Origin of the sequence: Burkholderia sp. BCC0398 (genome assembly GCF_902833245.1) — a bacterium.
GTDB classification, from domain to species: Bacteria; Pseudomonadota; Gammaproteobacteria; order Burkholderiales; family Burkholderiaceae; genus Burkholderia; species Burkholderia sola.
Genome location: NZ_CADFEM010000004.1, coordinates 482,159 through 502,687, shown reverse-complemented (window position 1 = coordinate 502,687; position 20,529 = coordinate 482,159). Strand labels below are relative to the sequence as shown.

General features: G+C 64.0%; 19 protein-coding genes. 10 read left to right on the top strand and 9 right to left on the bottom strand.

The genetic code is table 11. From position 1 onward, the window contains the following. Window positions 1–13: 13 nt before the first annotated feature. The 4 genes from HWX76_RS11490 to HWX76_RS11475 all read left to right on the top strand — a co-directional run bounded on the left by HWX76_RS11490 (window position 14) and on the right by HWX76_RS11475 (window position 4,681). A complete protein-coding gene (locus HWX76_RS11490) occupies window positions 14–1,300 on the top strand; it encodes a hypothetical protein (RefSeq protein WP_150123368.1) in 1,287 nt (428 codons plus the stop codon). Between the two features lie 400 nt (window positions 1,301–1,700). Beyond that, window positions 1,701–2,702 carry a sterol desaturase family protein gene (locus HWX76_RS11485; protein WP_050017408.1) on the top strand — a complete coding sequence of 334 codons (1,002 nt, stop codon included), beginning with the start codon at window positions 1,701–1,703 and terminating at the stop codon, window positions 2,700–2,702. A gap of 62 nt (window positions 2,703–2,764) precedes the next feature. Beyond that, window positions 2,765–3,118, top strand: coding sequence for a 2Fe-2S iron-sulfur cluster-binding protein (locus HWX76_RS11480; RefSeq protein WP_244137964.1), 354 nt, complete (start codon window positions 2,765–2,767; stop codon window positions 3,116–3,118). 309 nt (window positions 3,119–3,427) lie between these two features. Continuing rightward, window positions 3,428–4,681: an FAD-dependent oxidoreductase gene (locus HWX76_RS11475; RefSeq protein WP_050017410.1), complete on the top strand. Its 1,254-nt coding sequence runs from the start codon at window positions 3,428–3,430 to the stop codon at window positions 4,679–4,681. Between the two features lie 207 nt (window positions 4,682–4,888). On the opposite strand, the gene HWX76_RS11470 is transcribed toward HWX76_RS11475, so the two are convergent. Together HWX76_RS11470 and HWX76_RS11465 are read right to left on the bottom strand one after the other, a co-directional pair. Further along, complete coding sequence (locus tag HWX76_RS11470; RefSeq protein ID WP_176015820.1) at window positions 4,889–5,842, bottom strand: helix-turn-helix domain-containing protein; 954 nt, start codon at window positions 5,840–5,842, stop codon at window positions 4,889–4,891. 279 nt (window positions 5,843–6,121) lie between these two features. Then, window positions 6,122–7,909, bottom strand: coding sequence for an alginate export family protein (locus HWX76_RS11465; RefSeq protein WP_244137963.1), 1,788 nt, complete (start codon window positions 7,907–7,909; stop codon window positions 6,122–6,124). Between the two features lie 26 nt (window positions 7,910–7,935). Here HWX76_RS11465 and HWX76_RS11460 point away from each other — a divergent pair, with 26 nt between their 5' ends. After that, window positions 7,936–9,441: an alpha/beta hydrolase domain-containing protein gene (locus HWX76_RS11460; RefSeq protein WP_176015819.1), complete on the top strand. Its 1,506-nt coding sequence runs from the start codon at window positions 7,936–7,938 to the stop codon at window positions 9,439–9,441. Between the two features lie 58 nt (window positions 9,442–9,499). Here the strand turns inward: HWX76_RS11460 and HWX76_RS11455 are convergent, their stop codons facing one another. From HWX76_RS11455 to HWX76_RS11445, 3 genes are read right to left on the bottom strand one after another with little or no spacing between them, the layout of a single operon-like run. Beyond that, window positions 9,500–10,183 carry a Fe2+-dependent dioxygenase gene (locus HWX76_RS11455; protein ID WP_050017413.1) on the bottom strand — a complete coding sequence of 228 codons (684 nt, stop codon included), beginning with the start codon at window positions 10,181–10,183 and terminating at the stop codon, window positions 9,500–9,502. Then, on the bottom strand, window positions 10,180–10,935 hold the full coding sequence (locus HWX76_RS11450) for a tetratricopeptide repeat protein (RefSeq protein ID WP_176015818.1): 756 nt from the start codon (window positions 10,933–10,935) through the stop codon (window positions 10,180–10,182). The genes HWX76_RS11455 and HWX76_RS11450 overlap by 4 nt, the downstream gene beginning before the upstream one ends. 3 nt (window positions 10,936–10,938) lie before the next feature. Next, window positions 10,939–13,182 (bottom strand): TonB-dependent siderophore receptor, encoded by a 2,244-nt coding sequence (locus HWX76_RS11445; protein ID WP_124652308.1) that lies wholly within the window; start codon window positions 13,180–13,182, stop codon window positions 10,939–10,941. Window positions 13,183–13,503: 321 nt separating this feature from the next. Between HWX76_RS11445 and HWX76_RS11440 the strand changes: the two genes are divergently transcribed. After that, window positions 13,504–13,743 (top strand): Arc family DNA-binding protein, encoded by a 240-nt coding sequence (locus tag HWX76_RS11440; RefSeq protein ID WP_060733370.1) that lies wholly within the window; start codon window positions 13,504–13,506, stop codon window positions 13,741–13,743. Then, a complete protein-coding gene (locus tag HWX76_RS11435; RefSeq protein WP_050017416.1) occupies window positions 13,740–14,159 on the top strand; it encodes a type II toxin-antitoxin system VapC family toxin in 420 nt (139 codons plus the stop codon). Before HWX76_RS11440 ends, HWX76_RS11435 begins: the two co-directional genes overlap by 4 nt. Window positions 14,160–14,298: 139 nt before the next feature. Here the strand turns inward: HWX76_RS11435 and HWX76_RS11430 are convergent, their stop codons facing one another. Next, window positions 14,299–15,594 (bottom strand): aspartate carbamoyltransferase, encoded by a 1,296-nt coding sequence (locus HWX76_RS11430; RefSeq protein ID WP_050017417.1) that lies wholly within the window; start codon window positions 15,592–15,594, stop codon window positions 14,299–14,301. A 223-nt stretch (window positions 15,595–15,817) separates the two neighbouring features. Here HWX76_RS11430 and HWX76_RS11425 point away from each other — a divergent pair, with 223 nt between their 5' ends. Beyond that, complete coding sequence (locus HWX76_RS11425; RefSeq protein WP_050017418.1) at window positions 15,818–15,952, top strand: entericidin A/B family lipoprotein; 135 nt, start codon at window positions 15,818–15,820, stop codon at window positions 15,950–15,952. Between the two features lie 94 nt (window positions 15,953–16,046). Here the strand turns inward: HWX76_RS11425 and HWX76_RS11420 are convergent, their stop codons facing one another. The 3 genes from HWX76_RS11420 to HWX76_RS11410 form a co-directional block, all read right to left on the bottom strand. Beyond that, complete coding sequence (locus tag HWX76_RS11420; protein WP_124638454.1) at window positions 16,047–16,595, bottom strand: permease; 549 nt, start codon at window positions 16,593–16,595, stop codon at window positions 16,047–16,049. Between the two features lie 201 nt (window positions 16,596–16,796). Further along, on the bottom strand, window positions 16,797–17,729 hold the full coding sequence (locus HWX76_RS11415; protein WP_176015817.1) for a DMT family transporter: 933 nt from the start codon (window positions 17,727–17,729) through the stop codon (window positions 16,797–16,799). Between the two features lie 182 nt (window positions 17,730–17,911). Then, window positions 17,912–18,706, bottom strand: coding sequence for an AraC family transcriptional regulator (locus HWX76_RS11410; RefSeq protein ID WP_050017421.1), 795 nt, complete (start codon window positions 18,704–18,706; stop codon window positions 17,912–17,914). A gap of 170 nt (window positions 18,707–18,876) precedes the next feature. On the opposite strand from HWX76_RS11410, the gene HWX76_RS11405 reads away from it, so the two are divergent. Together HWX76_RS11405 and HWX76_RS11400 are read left to right on the top strand one after the other, a co-directional pair. Then, on the top strand, window positions 18,877–19,710 hold the full coding sequence (locus HWX76_RS11405) for a molybdenum cofactor biosynthesis F family protein (protein ID WP_050017422.1): 834 nt from the start codon (window positions 18,877–18,879) through the stop codon (window positions 19,708–19,710). Continuing rightward, window positions 19,707–20,516, top strand: coding sequence for an SDR family oxidoreductase (locus tag HWX76_RS11400; RefSeq protein WP_050017423.1), 810 nt, complete (start codon window positions 19,707–19,709; stop codon window positions 20,514–20,516). The genes HWX76_RS11405 and HWX76_RS11400 overlap by 4 nt, the downstream gene beginning before the upstream one ends. Window positions 20,517–20,529 lie beyond the last annotated feature (13 nt).

Below are 20,529 nucleotides of genomic sequence, written 5' to 3'. Positions count from 1 at the left end.
AGGGAGGCCCAGCGTGCTAGAGGACAAAGACACAAGCCGGCTCGTTGCTCACGGAGAACGCGTTAAAAAAAGTGGCGTGCTCGGAAAATCGTCGCAGATCAATCGTTTTTTCGAATTGCTGCTCGAACGCTCGCTGGCCGACGCCGCACCGAAGGAAATCGAGATTGCGCAAACGGTCTTCGGCAAATCCATCGGCGTGGATCTTGCCGCCGATGCGACCGTGAGGGTGCACGCGCACCGGCTACGAAAGAAACTCGAGGAACTGCCTCCGGACGAGCATGGCGAACGCCTGGCCCTTCCGCGTGGGGAATATCGGCTCGTCGTCATTCCGCCGGTTGCGACCGAGGCAGGCGATCGTGCCGTGCCGCCCCGCCGCCTGCCGCACGCCGCCAGGGTGTGGGTTGCAGGGGGCGCCATGCTTCTCGTCGGGCTCAATCTGATTTGCTGGAACTGGTTCGCGAGCAAGCCCGCCGGAGATGCTCGCCTCGATACCAATCTCTGGAGTGCGCTGGCGGGGAGTCATATTCCGACTCTTGTCGTTTACGGTGGTGACTACGTTTTCGGCGAGCTGGATTCCAGCAACGAGGTTTCCCGCCTGATACTCGACCCCCGAATTCACTCTGCCGATGAGCTGGGTCAGTACAAATCGCGGACCCCGGGCGCGAATCAAAAATATATCGACCTGAATACCTATACCCTTCCTGAGGGTGTGGCGCCGGCCATGGCTGCCATTACTCCCATCATTGCGACCGCGCGAGCCGGCGAACTGCCGTCTCTGCAATCCATCGCGATGTCGCGCTTTACCAACAATATGTTGCGGACTCACGATCTCGTCTACGTTGGCTTGTTCAGGAGTCTGGCGGATCTGAAAGAACCGCTTTGCGATATTTCGGGTTTCTCTCTGTCGGACGATGGCGACACGCTTGTCGATCGGGCGAGTGGGAATCAGTTTCAATCCGATTGGGACAACCCTTCGACCGAGGGGATCATGCGTCGTGACTATGCATATATAGCCAGCTTTCCCGGCTCATCGGGAAATCATATCGTCGTTATTGCAGGAACCAGGGATCCTGCGCTTATGGAGGCGATACATGTTGCGTCGAATAAATCCGAACTGGATAAGCTGAAAACGAGCCTCGGCGCTGACAACGCATTTGAAGCGCTGTACGAAGTCCGTACATTCGGGCCGTCGAATGTCGGCAACAAGCTGGTCATTGTGCGTCATCTCAAGGTGGGCCAGATGTGGCCTGTAAGAGAAAGCGAGCTTGGTCCCAAAAAAACGGGGCCGGCCAACCAGTAAAAAACGAAATAGAAAATGGCGCTGCGTACGATGACCCATGGAGCCGGCCCGGGTTCGAGATCGTGGTGCGCAAGCGGGGCAGGAGCGCGGATGCCATGCATGTCGGAATCGATATCCCGGCGATACGCGTGCATCCGCAGTGCGACGGGGCCGGATTTAGCGCCCGATCGAAGCTGCTCGGTCACCCGAAAGCGCCAGAAAACCGTTCGTTAACCGTTCATCCACCGTACGTTACTGGCCTGCAGCGGGCCGGCAGACCACCATGGACGCACTATCCCGGCGGCCACGTCGTCTTCTGCGTCGAGCAGGCCGCCCGGTATAGACGGCACCTGACAAGAGCGGCGTGCGCGACGCGCGGCCCTGTCCTGGCTCGTGACAATATGCAATTCCGGAGACGAAGATGATAAATGAGATATGGAGCTCGATTGCTGATTTCTATGACCCGACCATCGGAATGCTGAGGCAGTGGGCATGGGGTCTTCCGATTTATTTTGTAGTGGTTGCATGGGTCGGAATCCTGGCAAAAAAGGAAAGAGGCCCCGTGACGTTGCGAGCGGTGGTGCAGTCCGTGTTTCCGAAGGATCAGTACGATCATGCATCGGCTCGTGTGGATCGATGGAACGGCATTATTCTTCTGGCGATCGGTTTTCCACTTTCCGTCTTCGTCGCAATCAATGCGATATCGGTCGCGGACAATCTGGCGGGTTTTCTGGCGACGCATTTCGGGGCGAAAGCATCTCTGATGCACACGGACTGGAAAATGGTCGCGGTGCAATTCATCGTATATTTTCTGACTTTGGATTTTGCCGGCTACTGGGTGCACCGTTGGTGCCACGAGGTTGCCGTCCTGTGGCCGCTGCACAAGCCGCACCATACAGCCGAAACGCTGACGCCATGGACGCTCTTTCGTCAACATCCGGTTGAATTCTTTTTTCTTAACACGATTCCCTCGTTCTTTGCCGGCGTGATGCTGGGATTGCTGCTTTACGCCACGGGAACCGCTGTCAATCCGGGAACCGTGACGATAATCGGAATCCAGGTGTACGTTTCCTTTTTTGTCGTCGACACGATGTCTCACGTCCACGTGCACGTTTCGTACGGTAACTGGGTGAATCGTATCGTCCTCGCACCCGTCATGCATAACCTCCATCACAGCATCGAGCTGCCGCATCGAGATAAAAATTACGGAGTTATCTTGACGATGTGGGACTGGATGTTCGGGACGCTCTATTTGCCGAAAAAGAACGAAACATGGCGCTGGGGGCTGAACGAAGTGGAGTTTGGGGAAAAGAATCCCCACAAAACCCTGAGAGGTTTCTATCTCGAGCCATTCGTTTCATTCTGGCAGGGTTTGCGTCAAATCGGCGCTCGCCAGGACACCGTGGCGTCGACCCACGAGTGAGTTTTCGCCGGCGGGCGGATACCCAGGTCGCACGCACGACTCGATATCGAACAGCGTCGTGCGTGCTCGTTGAAAAAATATCTTTCTTGAATATGCCAAAAGTTACCTATATCGAATCGAATGGCGACGAGCACGTCGTGCTTGCGCTGGACGGCGCCAATGCAATGGAGACCGCACTGGAAAACGGTGTGCCTGGTATCGACGGCTTTTGCGGCGGCCAGGCCTCATGTGCGACTTGCCATGTCTATGTCGACGAACCCTGGCTTGGCGCGACCGGCAAAGCCGATCCGGCGATCGAGCTTGCTCTTCTCGAGCCATTGGGGGCAACGCGGGAGAACAGCAGGCTGGCTTGTCAGATCAAGTTGACACGAGAGCTGCACGGCCTGGTGCTGAGAATGCCGGAGAAGCAAGGCTAGATCCCGAACCTGTTCCTGACGGCTCCGCGTATGTATTCCGACGGAGTACGACGGCGACGAACCCGGGCACGAAACACGGATCTTCGTGTTTCGTGCCCGACAGGCTTGTCATCCTCTTTAACGCACTTGCAGTCCGCGCTGCCCGGCAAATGATCCACCTCGTCGAACATCGGTCCGGCTGTGCGGTTGTTGATGCGACGGCTTGCCCGGCGAACGTCGTCCGCGAAGGCCGCTTGCGGCGCGCAAGTTGCGCGCCGATCCGGTTCGAGCCCATGGATCGCCAGGGTGTTTCCTCGGGAGACAACTTCGATGTCCTCAAAAAAAGAACCGCTCGTTATCGTCGGCGCCTCGTATGCCGGAACCCATCTCGCCGCGGCTGCGCGCGAACACGGATTCGATGGGCCTATCGTCCTGATCGGAGACGAGCCGCACGCACCCTACCAGCGGCCGCCTCTTTCGAAGGGCCTGCTCACCGGCAAGACAGGCATGGGCCAGCTCGCGCTGCGCGGTCCGGATTTCTACACCGAACAAGGCATCGACTTGCGTGTGGGTCAGCGCGCGACGGCGCTGGATCTGGCCGCGCGCCGCGTGCGGCTGGCGGACGGCGACAGTCTTGAATACGGCTGGCTTGCACTCGCCACGGGAGCGCGCTGCCGCCCGCTTCCGGTTCCCGGCGCCGAGCTTCAGGGCGTGCATCAACTGCGCACGCTGGACGATGCGCTGGCGGTGCAGCGCAGGCTTGGCCGTTGCTCGAGCGCGTGCATCGTCGGCGGCGGGTTTATCGGCCTGGAGGTCGCGGCCGCGCTGGTCTCGGCCGGAACCCGGGTTACCGTGGTCGAAAGCCAGACGCGCCTCCTCGCACGCGCGTTCCCGGCGTTCATGTCGGACTATGTGGCGCAGGCGCACCGTCAGCGCGGCGTTTCGCTGGAATTGGGCCGCAGTGTGCGAGCGCTGCTCGGCCGTCAGGGTAGAGTCGAGGCCGTCCAGCTCGACGATGGCCGCACGGTGGACTGCGACCTGGTCGTGGTCGGTATCGGCGTGTTGCCGAACACGGAGCTTGCCGATGCCGCCGGCGTCGCCTGCGACGACGGCATCCTCGTCGATGCGCTGGGCCGGACCTCGGTGCGAAACGTACTGGCCGTCGGCGACGTGGCCAACATGGTGCAGCCGTCTTTTCCGGGTAGTCCGGCAAGAATGCGCTTCGAATCCATCCAGGCCGCCAGCGACGGGGCGCACGCCGCGGCCTCGGTGCTGGTCGGCCGGCCTCGACCGCTTTCGGCGGTACCGTTGTTCTGGAGCGAGCAGCACGACCTGAGATTCCAGATGGCCGGGCTGCCCGCATCCGGAGACCAGGTGGTGTTGCGCGGAACACCCGCCAGCGATCGCTTTACGGTGTTCTACCTTCGGGATGATGTGGTGGCGGCCGCGCATTCCGTCAACCGGCCGTCGGACCACGTTCTGGCGCGCAAGCTGATCGCGCAGCGATCGCGCATTGCTGCTGCGACGCTGGCCGACCCGACAGCGGATCTGCGCTCCGTGAGCGATGCCGGGCAGATGAATTGACTTGTCGTCTTCGGTGTACGCGGGGCGCCTCGCGCGCGGATCGCCGCTCGTACATCGGCCATCACGTGCGTCTGCGCGTGCTCCGGCAGTGGCTTCGGTCGCGGAAAATGAAGAGCAGGGGGGGGCCGCAGCCGTCGGAATGAATGCACGGCGCCCGGCGTCGCCGCCGGGCTCGGCGAATGAACCATGCCGGCTCGTTTCCATCTTCTATCCGTCGTTCCGAACCGGTCTCCTGGTATGCGAAGGCAGCTCGCCGAAGAGTGCCAGATAGTCTTCGGCGAAATGGCTCAGGTGGAAGAATCCCCATCGGGCGGCGGCATCGCCGATCAGGAGTTTGGACGGATGCGTCGACATCAGGCTTCGACGCACGCCATTGAGCCGCACGGACCGAAGATAATTTAACGGGGTCGTTCCGGTCACGGATCGAAAGCTGTTTTGCACCGTGCGCCGACTGATCTGCAGTTGCTGGCACAACTCCATCACGCTGGGAACCTTGATTCTTTCCGACATGGCCAGGTGATGGCATTTCTCGACGATGAAACTTTGGGTGGAGCTGCCGTTTCGTTGACGTAGATTGCAATCCGGACTGCTGATCAGTCGAATCATTTCGTGAAGAACGAATTGTTCGAACACGCCTTCACCATGCTGGATGGTGCTGCCTTCGTCGTCGACGAACGCCTGGGAAAATATCGCAAGCAGGCGATGGCGGCACGCGTTCAGGCGCTGTTTTGGCAACCTGATGACGGGTTGCTTGAGGAGAGTCTTGATCTCGTGGGCGTTCGTGAGGGTCGATAGTGCCGATTCGAACATGTCGCGATCGAAGTTGATCGAGAGCATGTCCATGCCCGTTGGCATATGAAACATGAATTCTTCGCCGCCACGCAGAAAGAGAACGCTGTTGCAGTCCGCTTTGCGGCCCTGCATGATGACCGGGCCGGGCGCGGAAATCGGTATGGCGAAGCAGATCTTTCCCGATGGAGCTTCGCCGTGTTGAACGACGCGCTGGTTTATCCGTTCCCGAAACAGGTGGCAGCGCACGCTCGCAAGTTGCATCAGGGAACTTTCGAGTGACCCCGCCGATATCTGGCTGTAGGTTTGATTCCAGTGCTTGATCGACGCTGCGTGGGCATTCACGTCATCAAATCGGTCGATGCTCTTCATGACAGGAAACCTCGGCGGGGCGGCGGCGGGCGTGCGCAGGGCGATTGATCGTTTTTGGGCAGAAGAAATTCTGCAAACAAATCGTGCGTTATCCCAGCGGGGGAAACCCGCGGATGCCGAGCCTGGACGCGCGGGCGCCTCCGCCGGGGCGGTGGTTCCGTCGAGTTCGACGTGTCGACGTGTCGACGTGTCGACGTGTCGACGTGCCGTACGCGGATGCGACTGCTACGGAGTCCGATGTCGCTGATGCGATGTACGGCAGGGTGATCGAGGATCGCGCTAGAAGTTCGCGACGATCATCAGGTTGACATAGAAGTTCGCGGCCGCGCTGCCGGTCTGGTTTCCGCCGTTTGCGGCGTATCTGCGCGGCTTGTAGACACCGAAGTTCGGGGAAAACTGGAGATTCCTGGTGATCGCCCAATCCAGATAGAGCGTCAGCTCGGACGCATCGAGATCGAGGGTCGAGCGATTGGACAACGTCCGGAAGTTGAAATACATCAGGGTCACGGTCAATTTTTGGGACGGGTGGACCGTGAGCCCGACGTCCTCGATGCGCGTATTGAAGCTATATGAAAACGAATAGTTGGATGCGATTTCGCCCTGGTAGCGATCGCCAAATCCACCCTGGAACAGCGAGTCGAAATCCTTCGAGTAACGTGTGTAGCGATAGCTCAACGACGGCTGCCACGCGACATTCTGGAACGTATATCCGGCTTCGGCATACCACCCGTTGTCGTTGCCGGATCGCTTCGTTTGGTACGCATATTCGAACGCGAAGTGCGTATTGGGGACCCCCGCGTCGCCGTCGCCTCGAATGCTGTACGTGTTCATCCCGGGGCGATCGAGGCGGCTCGGTGTGCTGACATATCGCTTGTCGATGCTGATGCCATGGACAAAGGTGAGCCCGAGCGTTCCCGGCTGGGCCGTATAGTCCAGGGTGCCTACGGCCAACTCGGTATCGGCTTGCAGATGATTGTTCGATTTGAGCCAGATTGCGCTTCCGTGCCATCCGGTGTCGCCGCCTAGTCGCAGCACCGCGGTTCGCGAGAAAGCCACGCGCGATGCCAGATAGTAAGCGCCGCCGCGATCGTAGCGGCCGTCGTCCAAAGCCCTGCCGGCACTGACTTTGTCCCCTTTGATCAGGAAACCGGAACCCACGTTGACGTACTGGCTGCCGGCGGAAATGTCGATGCCGTCCTTTCCCAATGCCGGAATCAGGTCGCCGGATTTCCAGCCGAGGTAGGCGTCCTCGAGCGCGTTGCGGCGCTCGCGACCGGTCGTAAAGCCGCCGGGATCGCCGTTGCCCCACGTGCCCGAGCCGAGAAGACTCACGGCACCGTAGATCGACCCTGCGCCGGGGAGCACCGTGCTGCCGCTCAAGCCATACTTCAGATAGCCTTCCTGCCATCGGGTAGCGCCCGGGCGGTCGATATAACTGCGCTGGACGCTGAAAAACCCGTAGCCTGCGGTCAAGTTCGCGTTAAGGTTCGTGACCCCATCGTTGTAGAACTCGTATGCGCTTGCAGGCGATGAAAATGTGCCGATGACGAGCAACGCTGGAAAGACCATTCGGATAACGGAATACATGGAATTGCCCTGAAATGTGCGATCGGTTGGAATTTTTCTGCACTCGCGGTGCCGTGCGCACAGTGCACCGTCGACGGGAGAGCGCGCGTCATCGACGTCGTGGCGAGCACTGCGAATTGCGGTTCGAGTGTTCAGTTGCGATGCCGTGAGGTGGTAGCCCAAATCAGCACAAAGTACGCGGACGGGTGCATGGGGCGATGCGGCACGTGACAACGCGGTCGAGCCGTTGCCGTCGGCGGTTTCCTTTCGCGAGGGTATTCCCCCGGTTCGGTATGGAGTTGCCATTTCTGGATATACGGCTGCTTGGAGACGCTGTTTAATTCTTGCGTCGCGTAGCCAGCGTGCGCTTCCTCGATCGACATTGCGACGAGATGGCAACCGGATCGGACTGAAGTCGCGGTAGCTCCACGCCGACCGAAGAAACGCCCGAAAGACATTCGTGAAGCGACGTCGTGCATCACGGGCTTCGCGCAGTGACAAGACTCCTCAACAGCGGAAACATTCACATGCACCGTCTGATAGAAAAAGCCCGGTACGTCGTCCTGATGGGGATCATGATCGGGTCGGGCGCGGCCGCACCGGTTCGCGCGGAGGTCCCGCCGATGCCCACCGTCGTCGAAGTCCCGCCCTCCGGTAAGCTGCCTCTGTCGTCGGCTTCCCGCCCTGGAACCGAATATATCGATTTGGCCAAATACGGGTACACCGAAAAGGAATACTACCTATCTGGGGTTGCCCCGGTGATTACCGCGACGGGAAAGACGATGTTCCAGGCGCCGTACCTGACACGGATGCTCGTCCGCGCGCCGACGGATCCGGCCCGCTTCAACGGGACCGTGATCATCGAGCCGTTCAGCTGGTTCGGAGAGCGCGGCGCCGGCTGGATCCTTACCCGGAAATATCTGCTGAGTCGCGGGTACGCCTACGTGGGATACACGCTCAACAGCAACAAGCCGGCGGTCGATCCGAAGTTCATATCGGACACGCCGAAGGAGCAGGCAGACCAGATCGCGTTGTATGGAAACATCGTCAATTTCGACTTCATGCGTCGATTCGACTATGCGCGTTATGCGCCGCTGGGCGTGTATTACGATCCGGAGCATTTCATGCTGGGCAACGTGCCGGATCCCTTCATTCCGCAGTCGCAAGGCATCGGCGCGCAGTTGGCGCTGGTGCTGAAGTCCGATACGCCGCAAAATCCGCTCGAGCCGCTGAAGGTTCGGCGCGTCTATGTCGATAGTTGGGCCGTGACGGCGCAAGTATGGATGGACTATCTCGACCAGGGGCGTCACCAGCAATGGCGGATGCCGGACGGTCGTCCTTTGATCGACGCATACATGGGTGGGCGCATGGCCTATGGCGAGGTGGGAGGCGAGTCCATTCGCGTTCCGCGCAAGATGCCGGACGACGCGCCGTTCGTGACGGTCTTCAGCGAATCCGAATTGATGCACGACGTGCTCGCCGGTATTCCGCTGCCGCCGGACACCGACAGCCCCAAACTTCGTTATTACGAAGTGACAGGCATGCCGCACTTGCGGAAGGCCGATCTTGGCACGGGCGAGAAGGAGCGGGTGGCCGCCGATATCGGCAAGGGTAATGACCCGCGTTGCCGAACGCTCTATGACGAGCCGGTGGAGGACGTCGTGTCGGCAATCCTTGACGGAATGGATAGATGGGTGCGCAACGGCGAGATCATGCCGAAGGCGCCAAGGGTCGTCCGCAACGGAAAGGCCGTGGTGCGCGATCCGGCGACTGGAAACATGGAGGGAGGCGTCCGTCCGCCCTGGATTCAGGTGCCGTCCGCAACCTACATGACCGACCAGGAAACGGGTTGCGGTCTGATCTACGACACGAAGATTCCGTACTCGAAAAGCAGGATGAGAAAGTTGTACGGTAGTTACCAGAACTACGAGCAGGCATTCGAGGCGGCGAAAGAAAAGTCGATCAAGGAACGCTACCTCCTGCCGGACGACGCGGCCGTGCTTCGGCCGATTGCGAAACCCGGGGATTTCTAGCCAGGTCGAGGCCGAACGGGGTGAGGGCAGGTGCCGACCAGATCGTCGATTTCATCGCCTACGCATCCGCCCACTTCCTCAACAGGTTGTGATAAATCCCCGTCAGCGAAATAACCACCGGGTCCTTCGCCCCTTTTTCCGCGGAAAGCGCCTGAATCTGCGTATCGAGCTGGAACAGCAGCGTGCGGTCGCCGTCGTCGCGCACCATGCTCTGAATCCAGAAGAACGATGCCACACGTTCACCGCGCGTCACCGGCGTCACGTGATGCAGGCTCGACGCCGGATACAGCACGAGATCGCCTGCCGGCAGCTTCGCGCGATGCACGCCGTAGGTATCCTCGACGCATAGTTCTCCGCCGTCGTATGCGTGGGGTTCCTCGAGGAACAGCGTCGCCGACAGATCGCTGCGCACACGAAAATCCGTGCCGCGCAGCAGCCGGATCGCGTTGTCGACGTGCGTGCCGAACGTCTCGCCGCCTTCATAGCGATTGAACAGCGGCGGAAACACCTTGAGCGGCAGCGCCGCCGAAAAGAACAGCGGATGGCGGGCGAGTGCGTCCTGGATCGCATCGCCGATGGTGCGCGCGACCGGTGAACCTTCCGGCAATTGCCGATTGCGTTTCGCGAGCGCCGACTGCGCGCCGGAGGTTGCGTTGCCATCGACCCATTCGGCGGCATCGAGCAGGTCGCGGCATTGCGCGACTTGCGCTCGGGTCAGTACGCCGGGGATATGAAGCATCATGATGCGGATTCCATGGCGTGCGGCGCCAGCTGCATGGCCGCCGAACGAAACGCGTCGAGCGGCGACGACGCGAGATACGCGCGCATCTTCGCGATGAACGCGGGTGTCGCGGTAGCCGGCACGCGCGCGAGCCAGACGAGCGCTTCGTCGACGCGCCCGCGCTCGGCGAGCAGCCGCGCATAGTTGAACTGGCCGCGGAAGTCGCCGGCAACGGCGGCGCGGCGATAGTGGTCGAACGCGGCGGCGGCGTCGACCGCTACGACCCAGCCGTCCTCGTAGAAGCCGCCGATCAGGTTGATCGATTTCGCGTGACCGAGCGCGGCCGCGCGGCGGAACCAGTCGAGCGCGTCGGCGCGGTTCTCGTCGACGCCGTTGCCGAGGGCAAGTGCGGTAGCGTAGTTGTACATGCCCCAGTCGAGGCCTGCCTGCGCGGCGAGCCGATACCAGTACACGGCGACCGGCGCGCACGCGGCCGTGCCCCAGCCGAACTCGTAGCAGCGCCCGAGCATGTTCATCGCCATCGGGTGGCCGGCCCGCGCCGCGTGCCGGAACCAGTTGAACGCGGCCGCCGGATCGCGCGCGACGCCGTGCCCGTCGAGCAGGTATTGTCCGTACACGGCCTGCGCGTCGACGATACCGTGGTCGGCCGCCGCCGCGACCCACGCGGCGGCGCGCTCGGGCGGCCCGGCCAGGATGTCGGCGAACTCGCGCGGCGATACCGACGCGAGCGCCTTCAGCGATACGGCCTCCATCGATCAGTAGCGCGCGTTCAGCGTGACGAACGCCGAGCGGCCCGGCGCGATCGACGCATAGTGCGCCGGATACGCCTGATCGAAGTACGTGCGGTTGAACAGGTTGTTCACGTTCAGTTGCAGGTCGAGCTTCTTGTTGATCCGGTACTGCGCCATCGCGTCGAAGCGCCAGTACGACGGCACCGCGCGCAGGTTCGCGGGATCGCCGAACACTTCCGACATGTAGAACGCGCCGCCGCCGACCGTGAACTTCGGCGTGACGTCGTAGTTCGACCACATCGTGAGGCTGTGTTTCGGCGTGTTCGGGAAGCGGTTGCCGTTGTTCGCGGCGTCCTTGCCGTTGTCGCGCAACGCGCTCTTCATGTACGTGTAGCCGCCGAACACCTGCCATTGCTTCGTGATCTGGCCGGCGAGGCCGAGCTCGAGGCCCTGCACGCGCTTGTTGCCGACCATCGCGTACTGGTTGTTCGGCAGCGTCACGCGCGCGTTCGTCGTATCGATCTGGAACAGCGCGGCCGTCAGCGACAGCTGGTCGTTCAGCACGTTCCATTTCGTGCCGAGTTCGATGCTGCGGTTCTTCTCCGGCGCCATCTGGTCGGCGTTCGGGCCGACGCCGCCGCGGCCCGGCGTCAGCGACTGCGTTTCGCTGCCTTCGCCGAGCAGCATGCCGGCCGGCGTCGACGACGTCGCATACGACGCGTAGATGCTGCCGTTCCGTGCGGGCTTGAACACGAGGCCGGCTTGCCAGTTGAACAGCGTGTCGTCGCGCGTGTAGGTCTTGCTGCCGTTCGCCTTGGTGTCGGTGAAGCGGGTCGAGTAGTCGTCGACGCGCACGCCGGCGTTCACCTGCCAGCGCGGCGTGAGCTCGATCGTGTCGAAGCCGTAGATCGACTTCGTCGTGGTGCGCGCATGCGCATAGTCGTTGTTGCGCGTGATCGAACCGGCCCACGGATCGTTCGGGTTCGGCGACCACAGGCTCGTGCAGTTGTAGCCCGACGGCGCACCGATGCCTTTCTGGCAGATCGTGCCCTTGTCGGTTGCCACCGTGTACGAATCGCGCTTGCCCCATTCGCGGGACAGCTCGATGCCGGTCGTGAAGCTGTGCTTGAACGGGCCCGTGCGGAATTCGCCGAACAGCTCGGTCAGGTTCGCGAGGCTGTTGATCGAGCTGTCGCGGTTGTTGTTGCGGCGCCAGACCTTGCCGTTCACCACGTTGCCCTGGCTGTCGTCCGGCTGCGTCCAGATGTAGTCCTGCGTCGATTCCGTGTAGCGCGTGGTGTTGCGCACCGTCAGGTTCGGCGTGATGTCGTGCTCGATCTTGATCGTGCTGATGTCCGACGTGGTCTTGCGGAAGTCGCGGTCGATCAGGCCGTAGAAATTGTGGCGATCGACGGGCGCCGGATAGATCGTGCCGACGTTCGCGGGCTTGTTCGACGTCGTGTAGAAGTACGGGATCCCGCCGTCGGGCATGTCGTCGGTCGACAGGTGGTAGTAGCTCGCGGTCACGCGCGTCGGCGTGCCGAGGCCGAACGCGATCGACGGCGCGACGCCCCAGCGCTCGTTGTTGACGGCGTCGCGGCCGGCGACGTCGTTGTTGTGACTCATCAGGTTCAGGCGGAACGCGGCGTGATCGGCGAACTGCCAGTTGCCGTCGGCGGTGAAGCGGCGATAGCGGTCGGTGCCCAGGCCCGCGCTCGCGGCGGCCGTCGTGCCGAGATGCGGGGCCTTCGTGATCAGGTTGATGCTGCCGCCGGCACCGCCGCGGCCGCCGTACGCGCCGTCGGAGCCTTTCGTGATCTCGACGCGCTCGGTGTTGAAGATCTCGCGCGTGGTGGCGCCCGTGTCGCGCATGCCGTCGACGAACATGCTGCCCTGCGTGTCGTAGCCGCGGATGAACGGACGGTCGCCGAGCGGGTTGCCGCCTTCGCCGGCGCCGAACGTGATGCCGGGCACCGTGCGCAGCGCTTCGGTCAGCGTCGCCGCGCCGCTGCTCTGGATCAGTTCCTGCGGGATCACGGTGACGGATTTCGGCGTGTCGACGAGCGGCGCGGTGAATTTCGCGGAAGCGGAAAAGTCGGCCTTGAAGCTGTGCTCGGTCTTGCCCTGGATCTCGATCGGTGCAAGGTGGCCCTCGGTGCTGACGGGCGCCGCGGGCGGCGTGCCGTCGGCGAACGCGGGGCTCGCGGCGAGCACGCTGCACAGGGTGGTGAATTTACCGAGCTTCAGCTCGTCGGGACGGGACTTCATGGTGCGCTTCGACCTCGCGGTGTGGCCCCGGGGCGGTGCGTTGCGGAAACGTGCATGCCGCCGGGAATTATTACGATTTGTTTTCAGGCGGCATTCTATGTAATTTCTTGTTGAATGAGAAGCGTTCTTGTTCGCGTTTGTGCGGGGATTGTTGACGAATGTTGCAGAGGGCTTGTCGGGGATTGCGGGGTGGGAGGATGGCCGAACGGCCGAATAGGAGAGGCGCGGCGGGCGGCTTACAGTGGCCGAATCTTCTTTCGGCTCAAATGACTGCAAGGTGTTAGTATGACTGCATTGCAAGCAAATGTAGTGAGGCGCATCATGCCCATGATCACTGTTCGAAATTTGCCCGACGAAGTGCATCGCGCGCTTCGAATCCGGGCTGCGCAACATGGCCGCAGTACCGAGGCCGAGGTGCGAGACATCCTCGAGCAAGCCGTTCGGCCGGGAGGGCGGCTGAGACTGGGAACGTTGCTCGCTGAAATCGGGCGAGAGGCTGGCGGCATCGATTTCGAAGTTCAGCGTGATAAGACGCCAACCGATCCCATGAGCTTCGAATGATCCTGGTCGATACCAACGTCATTTCCGAGCCGCTGCGGCGCGAGCCGAGCGCAGCCGTGATCGAATGGCTCGACGCGCAGAACGTCGACACGTTGTTTGTAGCCGCAATCAGTCTGGCGGAGATTCGGTTCGGCGTGGCCGTGTTGCCGGTGGGGCGCAGGCGGGACTGGCTCGAGCAAAGCATCGAGCAGCGCGTCGTGCCGTTGTTTCGCGGCCGGATCCTGCCGTTCGACGATGCGGCCAGCAAGGCGTATGCGAGCCTTCGCGCCAAGGCGCGTGGTACGGGCAACGCGATGGCATCTGCCGATGGCTTCATCGCGGCAACCGCCGCCGCGAACGGTTTGATCGTGGCCACGCGCGACGTCGCGCCGTTCGAGGCAGCGGGCTTGCGTGTGATCGATCCCTGGGCCAGCTAACGCCGGCTCGCCCGCCGTCACGTTACCGGCGTCGAAAATGACAACGCGCCGTGCAAGCCGGCGCGTTGGGTGCGTGCCGGCTGCGCGCGGCACTTGAACCGGGGCAATCTCGGTTCAGCCGCGCGACACCGGCTGCAGGTCAGTCGATTCCGTGAAACACCGCATCCTCCGGGCCGAGGTACGCCGGCGGACGCCACGTCGCATCGCGCATCGAGTGCTGGACGAGATTCTCGACACCCAGCAGCACCGCGAAGATCGCCATTCGCACCGGAATGCCGTTGTCGGTCTGCCGGAAGATCGCGAGACGCGGGTCGCGGTTCAGGTCGACCGACAGGTCGTTCGCGCCCGGCCGGCTATCGCGCGGCAGCGGGTGCATGATCAGCGTGTCGGGCTTGCATACCGAATCGACGAGCGCCTGGTTGATCTGGAAATCCGGCGTATAGCCTTCGAACGACTCGTCGGTGAAGCGCTCTTTCTGAATCCGCGTCGCGTAGACGACATCCGCGCCGCGCAGCCCGGCCGCGAGGTCGTTCGTTTGCTCGACCACATGGCCGTTCGTCGAAATCTGGTCGACGATGTACGCCGGCATCTCGAGCGTCGGCGGCGATACGAGCGTGAACTTCAGCCCGCGGTACAGCGCGAGCAGCTTGACGAGCGAGTGCACGGTGCGGCCGTATTTCAGGTCGCCGACCAGCGCGATGTGCGCGCCGTCGACGATCTTGCCGAGCCGCGAGAATTCGCGCTGGATCGTATACAGGTCGAGCAGTGCCTGGCTCGGGTGCTCGCCGGGGCCGTCGCCGCCGTTGATCACCGGCAGGTTGGTCGCGCGTGCGAATTCGGCCACCGAGCCTTTTTCCGGATGGCGGATCACGAGCGCGTCGACGTAGCCGGCCATCACGCGGCTCGTGTCGTAGATCGATTCGCCCTTGGCCATCGACGAGAACGTGAAGCCCGTCGTGTCGCACACCGAGCCGCCGAGCCGGCAGAAGGCCGCGCCGAACGACACGCGCGTGCGCGTGCTGGCCTCGAAGAACAGGTTGCCGAGCACCGCGCCTTCGAGCACGCGCGAAATCTTGTGGCGTCGCGCGATCGGCTGCATGACGTCGGCCACGCGGAACAGCGCCTCGACCGAATCCCGCGAGAACTGCTCGACCGAGATCAATTGCGGCTTGCCTTCGAACAGGAATTGCTTCGCGAGCCCTTGTTTATCTACGCTTTGCGTATAGTTCTCGCCGTCCGGCGCTGGGCGTTCGACGATTTCCGACACGAAGCGCTCGACGATCTCGGGCATCCCGCGCGATTCCTGCGAATCGTCCGGAAGCAGCCAGGTATCCAGCGCGCGCCGGCTGACGCCAATGCGATTCGCGAATGCCTCGCGGGTCATGTTGAGGCGGCGCATCGCGTCGCGGAGGAAGGCTTGCTGGGGAACGGTCATCGGCGGCTCCTGGGCGGAAAATATACGCGGTGCGTATATTAGTTCGTCGCGCAATGAAGTCAAGAAAAATCTGTGCGCACGCGCGGCCGGGCCGTACTGGCGCGCGGCGCGGCTCTCCGTATAATCAGGTCAGGCCCCGTGTCCGGCAGCGTGCCGGGCGCCACGCCACACACGATTCACACGATTCGCCCGGTCGGGCTTGTTGATTCCAAGGAGAATGAGAATGACGCGTACGATTGCTGCAATGCTGCTGGTGCTGACCGCCGCGCTCGCCGGTTGCAATACGGTCGCCGGCGTGGGCCAGGATATTTCGAAGGGCGGCCAGGCGATCAGCGATTCGGCTGAAAAGGCCAAGTAAGCCGACCGGTTCAGGCATGCAGAAGGCGCCGGGCCTTCCCGCGATGGCGGGGCGGCCCGGCGCCTTTTTCGTGCGCGGGTCGATGCCGGCGGCGTCAGGCGTGTTCCACGAACGCGTAACGGCCTTCGACCTTGCGCGGCGTGAACCAGCCGTAGTCGGGGAACAACCGGTTGCGGACGAACCACACGTAACCGACCAGCACGACCGTGATCGCGAGGCTCGGCAGCGCGGTCGCCGGATCGCGCCCGAGGTCGGCGACGGTCTTCGGCATCTGCAGCAGCGACAGCAGGATGAACGCGTGATACGCGCCGACACGTTGGGTCGCAAAGCCCCAGATGAACAGCAGCGACAGCGGCACGGTCAACGCGAGGAATACGGTGACGAGGACGGTGCCGGCGCCGGATGCGAAGAAGTAGTACGCAAGCATCAGGCTGATGACCAGTTGGGCGATGCCGAGCGCGACCAGGATCCGGACGTGCACCTTGTTCTTGCGGCAGCGTTCGGGGTCCGGGCGCGACGCGATCAGGTGCGCGAGCACGCGATCCTTGAGCCCCTGTCCGGACAGTTCGGCCAGCGCGTCGGCCTTCCTCGTTCCCGCGGACAGCAGCACCGCGATTCTCGTTTTGGCTTCCTTCCTGTTCATTGTTTGGCGGATTGTTGTTCGAGGGTGGTCAAAGGGGCCGGCCACGCGAATATTGCATCTCGCGCAGCCGTGCGCAACGGTTTTGCGGTGCGCGGACACATTCCTACAGTCGCCGGCTGCATCGTGGCGAAGGCGGGGAGCGGCAGGCGATGCGACGGCAGGGCGCCGCCGCCGTTTCCGCCGGGACGCGATGAGCGCGAGTCAGTCGATGGCGGTCCGCGCAGCGATCGTCGTGCGTGATTCGGCGGGCGGCTCGCGCCGTCGCGTCGCGCCGACCAGCATGCCGGCGACGACGAGCGCGATGCCGGCGACACGCGTGCCGGTCAGCGCTTCGCCGAACAGCGCGACCGCGAACAGCACGGCCGAAACCGGCGCGACCGCGGTGAACAGGGCGGCCTCGGTGCCGCTCGTGCGCGCCGAACCCGCATACCAGCACAGGTAGCCGAGCACGGTCGGAATCAGCGCGTAGTACGCGATCGCCGACACGGCGCCGACGGTCCAGCCGCTCGCCACCGCGCGCCATTCGAACGTGGCCGGCACGAGTGCGAGCACGAAGCCGAGGCCCGACATCGCGGTGGAAAGCGCAAGCGGCGGCAACGGCGCGGCAAGCCGCCGGTTGAGCAGGATGAAAACCGCTTCGCATGCGACGGCCGCCAGTACCAGCGCATCGCCGGCAAGCGTCTGCAGCGACGGCATCGCATGGCCTGGCGCGAACGTGACGAACAGCACACCGGCGGTGGCGAGCGCGGCGGCCAGCCAGTCGCGCGGCGTCTGCCGCTCGTGCAGCACGACGGCCGCGATCAACGTCGACATGGCCGGCAGCGTGCCGAGCATCACGCCCGCATCGAGCGGCGACGACAGCTTCGTCCCGCTGATCAGCAGCACCGTATAGCCGACGCCGCCCGCCGCCGCCTGGATGACGAGCAGCACGGCGTCGCGTGCGCAAATGCGCGGCCAGCACATGCGCTGCGCGCGCATCAGCGCGAACAGCAGCGGGGTCGCGATCAGGAAGCGCAGCGCGGTGGCCGCGAATGGCGACAGGCCGCCGGCCGCGAGACGGCTCGCGATGACGGTGCTGCCGACGCCCGCCATCGCGGCGGCGAGATAGAGATAACCAATCAGTCGTGTCTTCATGCGCCGCATCGTCGCGTACCGGGCACGGGGCGTCTTGAACGAAATTGCAGCAGAGGGGGCGTTGAATACGGTGCGCCGTCGACATGTCCGGACGCAATGGGGCGCGGCTGCCGTCGAGGTGGCAACCGTATTTCGAATGAAGTGCGCCCGGCGGCCTCGCGCGGCGCGGGCGACAGCGCGACTTAACCCGCCTGCGTGAACCGCCCCGGCGTGATCCCGAACTGGCGCGCGAACGCGCGCGTCAGGTGGCTCTGATCGGCGAAGCCGGCTTCAGCCGCGGCATCGGCGATCGGCAAACCGCTGGCCAGCAACGCGCGCGCGAGCCGCGTGCGCGACTGAACCAGATACGCATGCGGCGTGATGCCGAGCTCGCGCGCGAAGCCGCGCAGCAACTGGAAGCGGCTGACGCCGCTCAGATCGGCCAGCTCGGCGAGCGACACGGGTGCGGCCGGCGCCGCGTCGAGCCGCTCGCGGGCGACGCGGACCGCCGGTGCGACGCCGGCCGCCGGCAGCGTGCGGTTTGCGTGCCGGGCAAGCAAACCGGCGACGAGCATCACGAGCGCTTCGTCGCGGGCCAGCGGCTGGGTTTCGCCTGCGACGATGCGTGCATGCAGCCGGCCGACGGCGGCCGCGAGGCGCGCGTCGCGCACGGCCGGATGCGCGAGCTCGACGCCGCCGACGCCTTCTTCCGCCGCGACGCCCGCGACCAGCGCGGGCGCGAGGTACAGCATCCGCCAGCGCCGGCCGGTGCCGGCCTCGAGCGGCGAACCGTCGTGCATCTCGCCCGGGTTGACCATGATCGTGTCGCCGGCCAGCGCGTCGACCTGCCCGCGGCCGCTCCACGACCGGTGCGCACCGCTGACGATCACGCCGACCCCGAATTCGTCGTGCGCGTGGCGCGGAAATGCGCGATCGGATTCGAGGCTGATCGTCTCGATGCCTTCGCCGGTGCGTCGGTAGTGGGTGACACGGTGCATGTGCGCTCCTCGCGCCGGTGGCGGCGCGGATCACGGGCACTTTAGCGCGTTCCGGCGCCGCGCGCCCTTCATCCGTTTGGCGGATACCGCGCGGCGCGCGCAGCCCGCACCATGTGCACATGAGCAGCGTACACGGCCCGCCGGGCCTGAAGCTGCGCGGGAGAGGGCAGGTGGAACGACAGGATCCGGTATTCATTCAGGTGGGCGCGCTCGCGGACGGCTTCGCGCCGGACGCGAACGTCCTCGCCCCCGTCGACGCACTCGTCGGGCGGACGCTGACGCTCGACGACGCATCGGGCGCGTGGCGTATCTATACGTTCGAGCCGGGCGCGCTGCAGTGGCGCGATGCGGCGACCGGTACGAACGGCCGCGCGGCGTGCCGCGTGACGCGGCTGCGCGACGGGCTGTACTTCGTCGACTACATCGATGCGACCGCTCGGGCGACGTCGGTGAGCCTCGTGATCGATCTCGACACCGGTGTGTGGACGGCGGTCGTCGGTACGCTGCCGACGGAAGCGGACACGCGCATCGATGCATTCACGCGCGTCGCGCACGGGCTGCCGCTGACGGCCGTCGATGCGCAATTCCGACACGGTACGCTGGGCGGCCACGCCCGGCCGGGGTCGCTGCATGCGCCCACGCGCGAGTTGATCGGCAAGCGGACGATGTACCGCTACAGCCCGACCGAATGCTACGAGCACATCTACCTGAACGAGAATTTCTACGCGTGGCAGTGCCTGCAGGGCGTCGAAGGCGGGCTGGCCGATGTCGACCGCTGTCATTACTTCAGGATTGCAGACGAGCTTTACTTGTTCGTGTGGCGTGAGAAGGTGGTGCCGACGCTCGGCGTCGTGCTGATCGACTTCGCGCAGCGCAAGACCGACGGCAAGATCTTCGGCTATCAGGGCAGCGATTTCGGCACGTTGTCGAATTTCCAGATCGGCGCATACGCGCAGGTGCTGAACGAAACCATGCATCCGCTCGGCGACGAGGCGCGGCGATGACTGCCGTGCTCGGCAGCGGCCGCTTGCGTGCGGATTTCAGCGGTCGCGTCGTGCTCGTCACGGGCGCCGCGCAAGGGATCGGCGCGGCGATCGCGCGCCGTTTCGCGGAATCCGATGCGTTCGTCGCGGTCGCCGACCTGAACGGCGATGCGGCCGCCGCGCAGGCCGACGCGCTGGCCGGCGCGGGCGGCGACGCACGCGCGTACCGGGTCGATGCCGCGAGCCGGGCCGAACTGGATGCGCTCGTCGCCGCAGTCGAGCGCGACGGCGGCCGGCTCGATGTCGTCATCCACAATGCCGCGTATTTTCCGTTGACGCCATTCGCGCAGATCGACGAGCCGACGCTCGAGCGGACGCTGTCGGTCAACCTGTCGGCGCTGTTCTGGCTTGCGCAGGCCGCGTTGCCGGCATTCGAGCGCGCGGGGGCCGGGCGGCTGCTCGTCACGTCGTCGGTGACGGGGCCGCGCGTCGCGTATCCGGGGCTCGCGCATTACGCGGCGTCGAAGGCCGGCGTGAACGGCTTCATTCGGGCGGCGGCGCTGGAGCTCGCGCGCCGCAACGTGACGGTCAACGGCGTCGAACCGGGGATGATCCGCACGCCGGCGGCCGGCAATCTCGGCGACGCGTCGGTCGCGGCGCAGATCGCGCGCGACATTCCGCTGGCACGGATGGGCGAGCCGGAGGATATCGCGAACGCGATGCTGTTTCTCGCGTCGGCCGACGCGGCGTACATCACCGGGCAGACGATCGTCGTCGACGGTGGCGCGACGTTGCCGGAGAGCGGGGCGGTGCTGGGAGACGGGTAGCGGTGAGCTAGCG

Coding starts and splice junctions, on each gene's coding strand:
- HWX76_RS11485 (WP_050017408.1), top strand. CDS start 1,701: ATGATAAATGAGATATGGAGCTCGATTGCTGATTTCTATGACCCGACC.
- HWX76_RS11475 (WP_050017410.1), top strand. CDS start 3,428: ATGTCCTCAAAAAAAGAACCGCTCGTTATCGTCGGCGCCTCGTATGCC.
- HWX76_RS11470 (WP_176015820.1), bottom strand. CDS start 5,842: ATGAAGAGCATCGACCGATTTGATGACGTGAATGCCCACGCAGCGTCG.
- HWX76_RS11460 (WP_176015819.1), top strand. CDS start 7,936: ATGCACCGTCTGATAGAAAAAGCCCGGTACGTCGTCCTGATGGGGATC.
- HWX76_RS11455 (WP_050017413.1), bottom strand. CDS start 10,183: ATGATGCTTCATATCCCCGGCGTACTGACCCGAGCGCAAGTCGCGCAA.
- HWX76_RS11450 (WP_176015818.1), bottom strand. CDS start 10,935: ATGGAGGCCGTATCGCTGAAGGCGCTCGCGTCGGTATCGCCGCGCGAG.
- HWX76_RS11445 (WP_124652308.1), bottom strand. CDS start 13,182: ATGAAGTCCCGTCCCGACGAGCTGAAGCTCGGTAAATTCACCACCCTG.
- HWX76_RS11440 (WP_060733370.1), top strand. CDS start 13,504: ATGCCCATGATCACTGTTCGAAATTTGCCCGACGAAGTGCATCGCGCG.
- HWX76_RS11435 (WP_050017416.1), top strand. CDS start 13,740: ATGATCCTGGTCGATACCAACGTCATTTCCGAGCCGCTGCGGCGCGAG.
- HWX76_RS11430 (WP_050017417.1), bottom strand. CDS start 15,594: ATGACCGTTCCCCAGCAAGCCTTCCTCCGCGACGCGATGCGCCGCCTC.
- HWX76_RS11425 (WP_050017418.1), top strand. CDS start 15,818: ATGACGCGTACGATTGCTGCAATGCTGCTGGTGCTGACCGCCGCGCTC.
- HWX76_RS11420 (WP_124638454.1), bottom strand. CDS start 16,595: ATGAACAGGAAGGAAGCCAAAACGAGAATCGCGGTGCTGCTGTCCGCG.
- HWX76_RS11415 (WP_176015817.1), bottom strand. CDS start 17,729: ATGAAGACACGACTGATTGGTTATCTCTATCTCGCCGCCGCGATGGCG.
- HWX76_RS11410 (WP_050017421.1), bottom strand. CDS start 18,706: ATGCACCGTGTCACCCACTACCGACGCACCGGCGAAGGCATCGAGACG.
- HWX76_RS11400 (WP_050017423.1), top strand. CDS start 19,707: ATGACTGCCGTGCTCGGCAGCGGCCGCTTGCGTGCGGATTTCAGCGGT.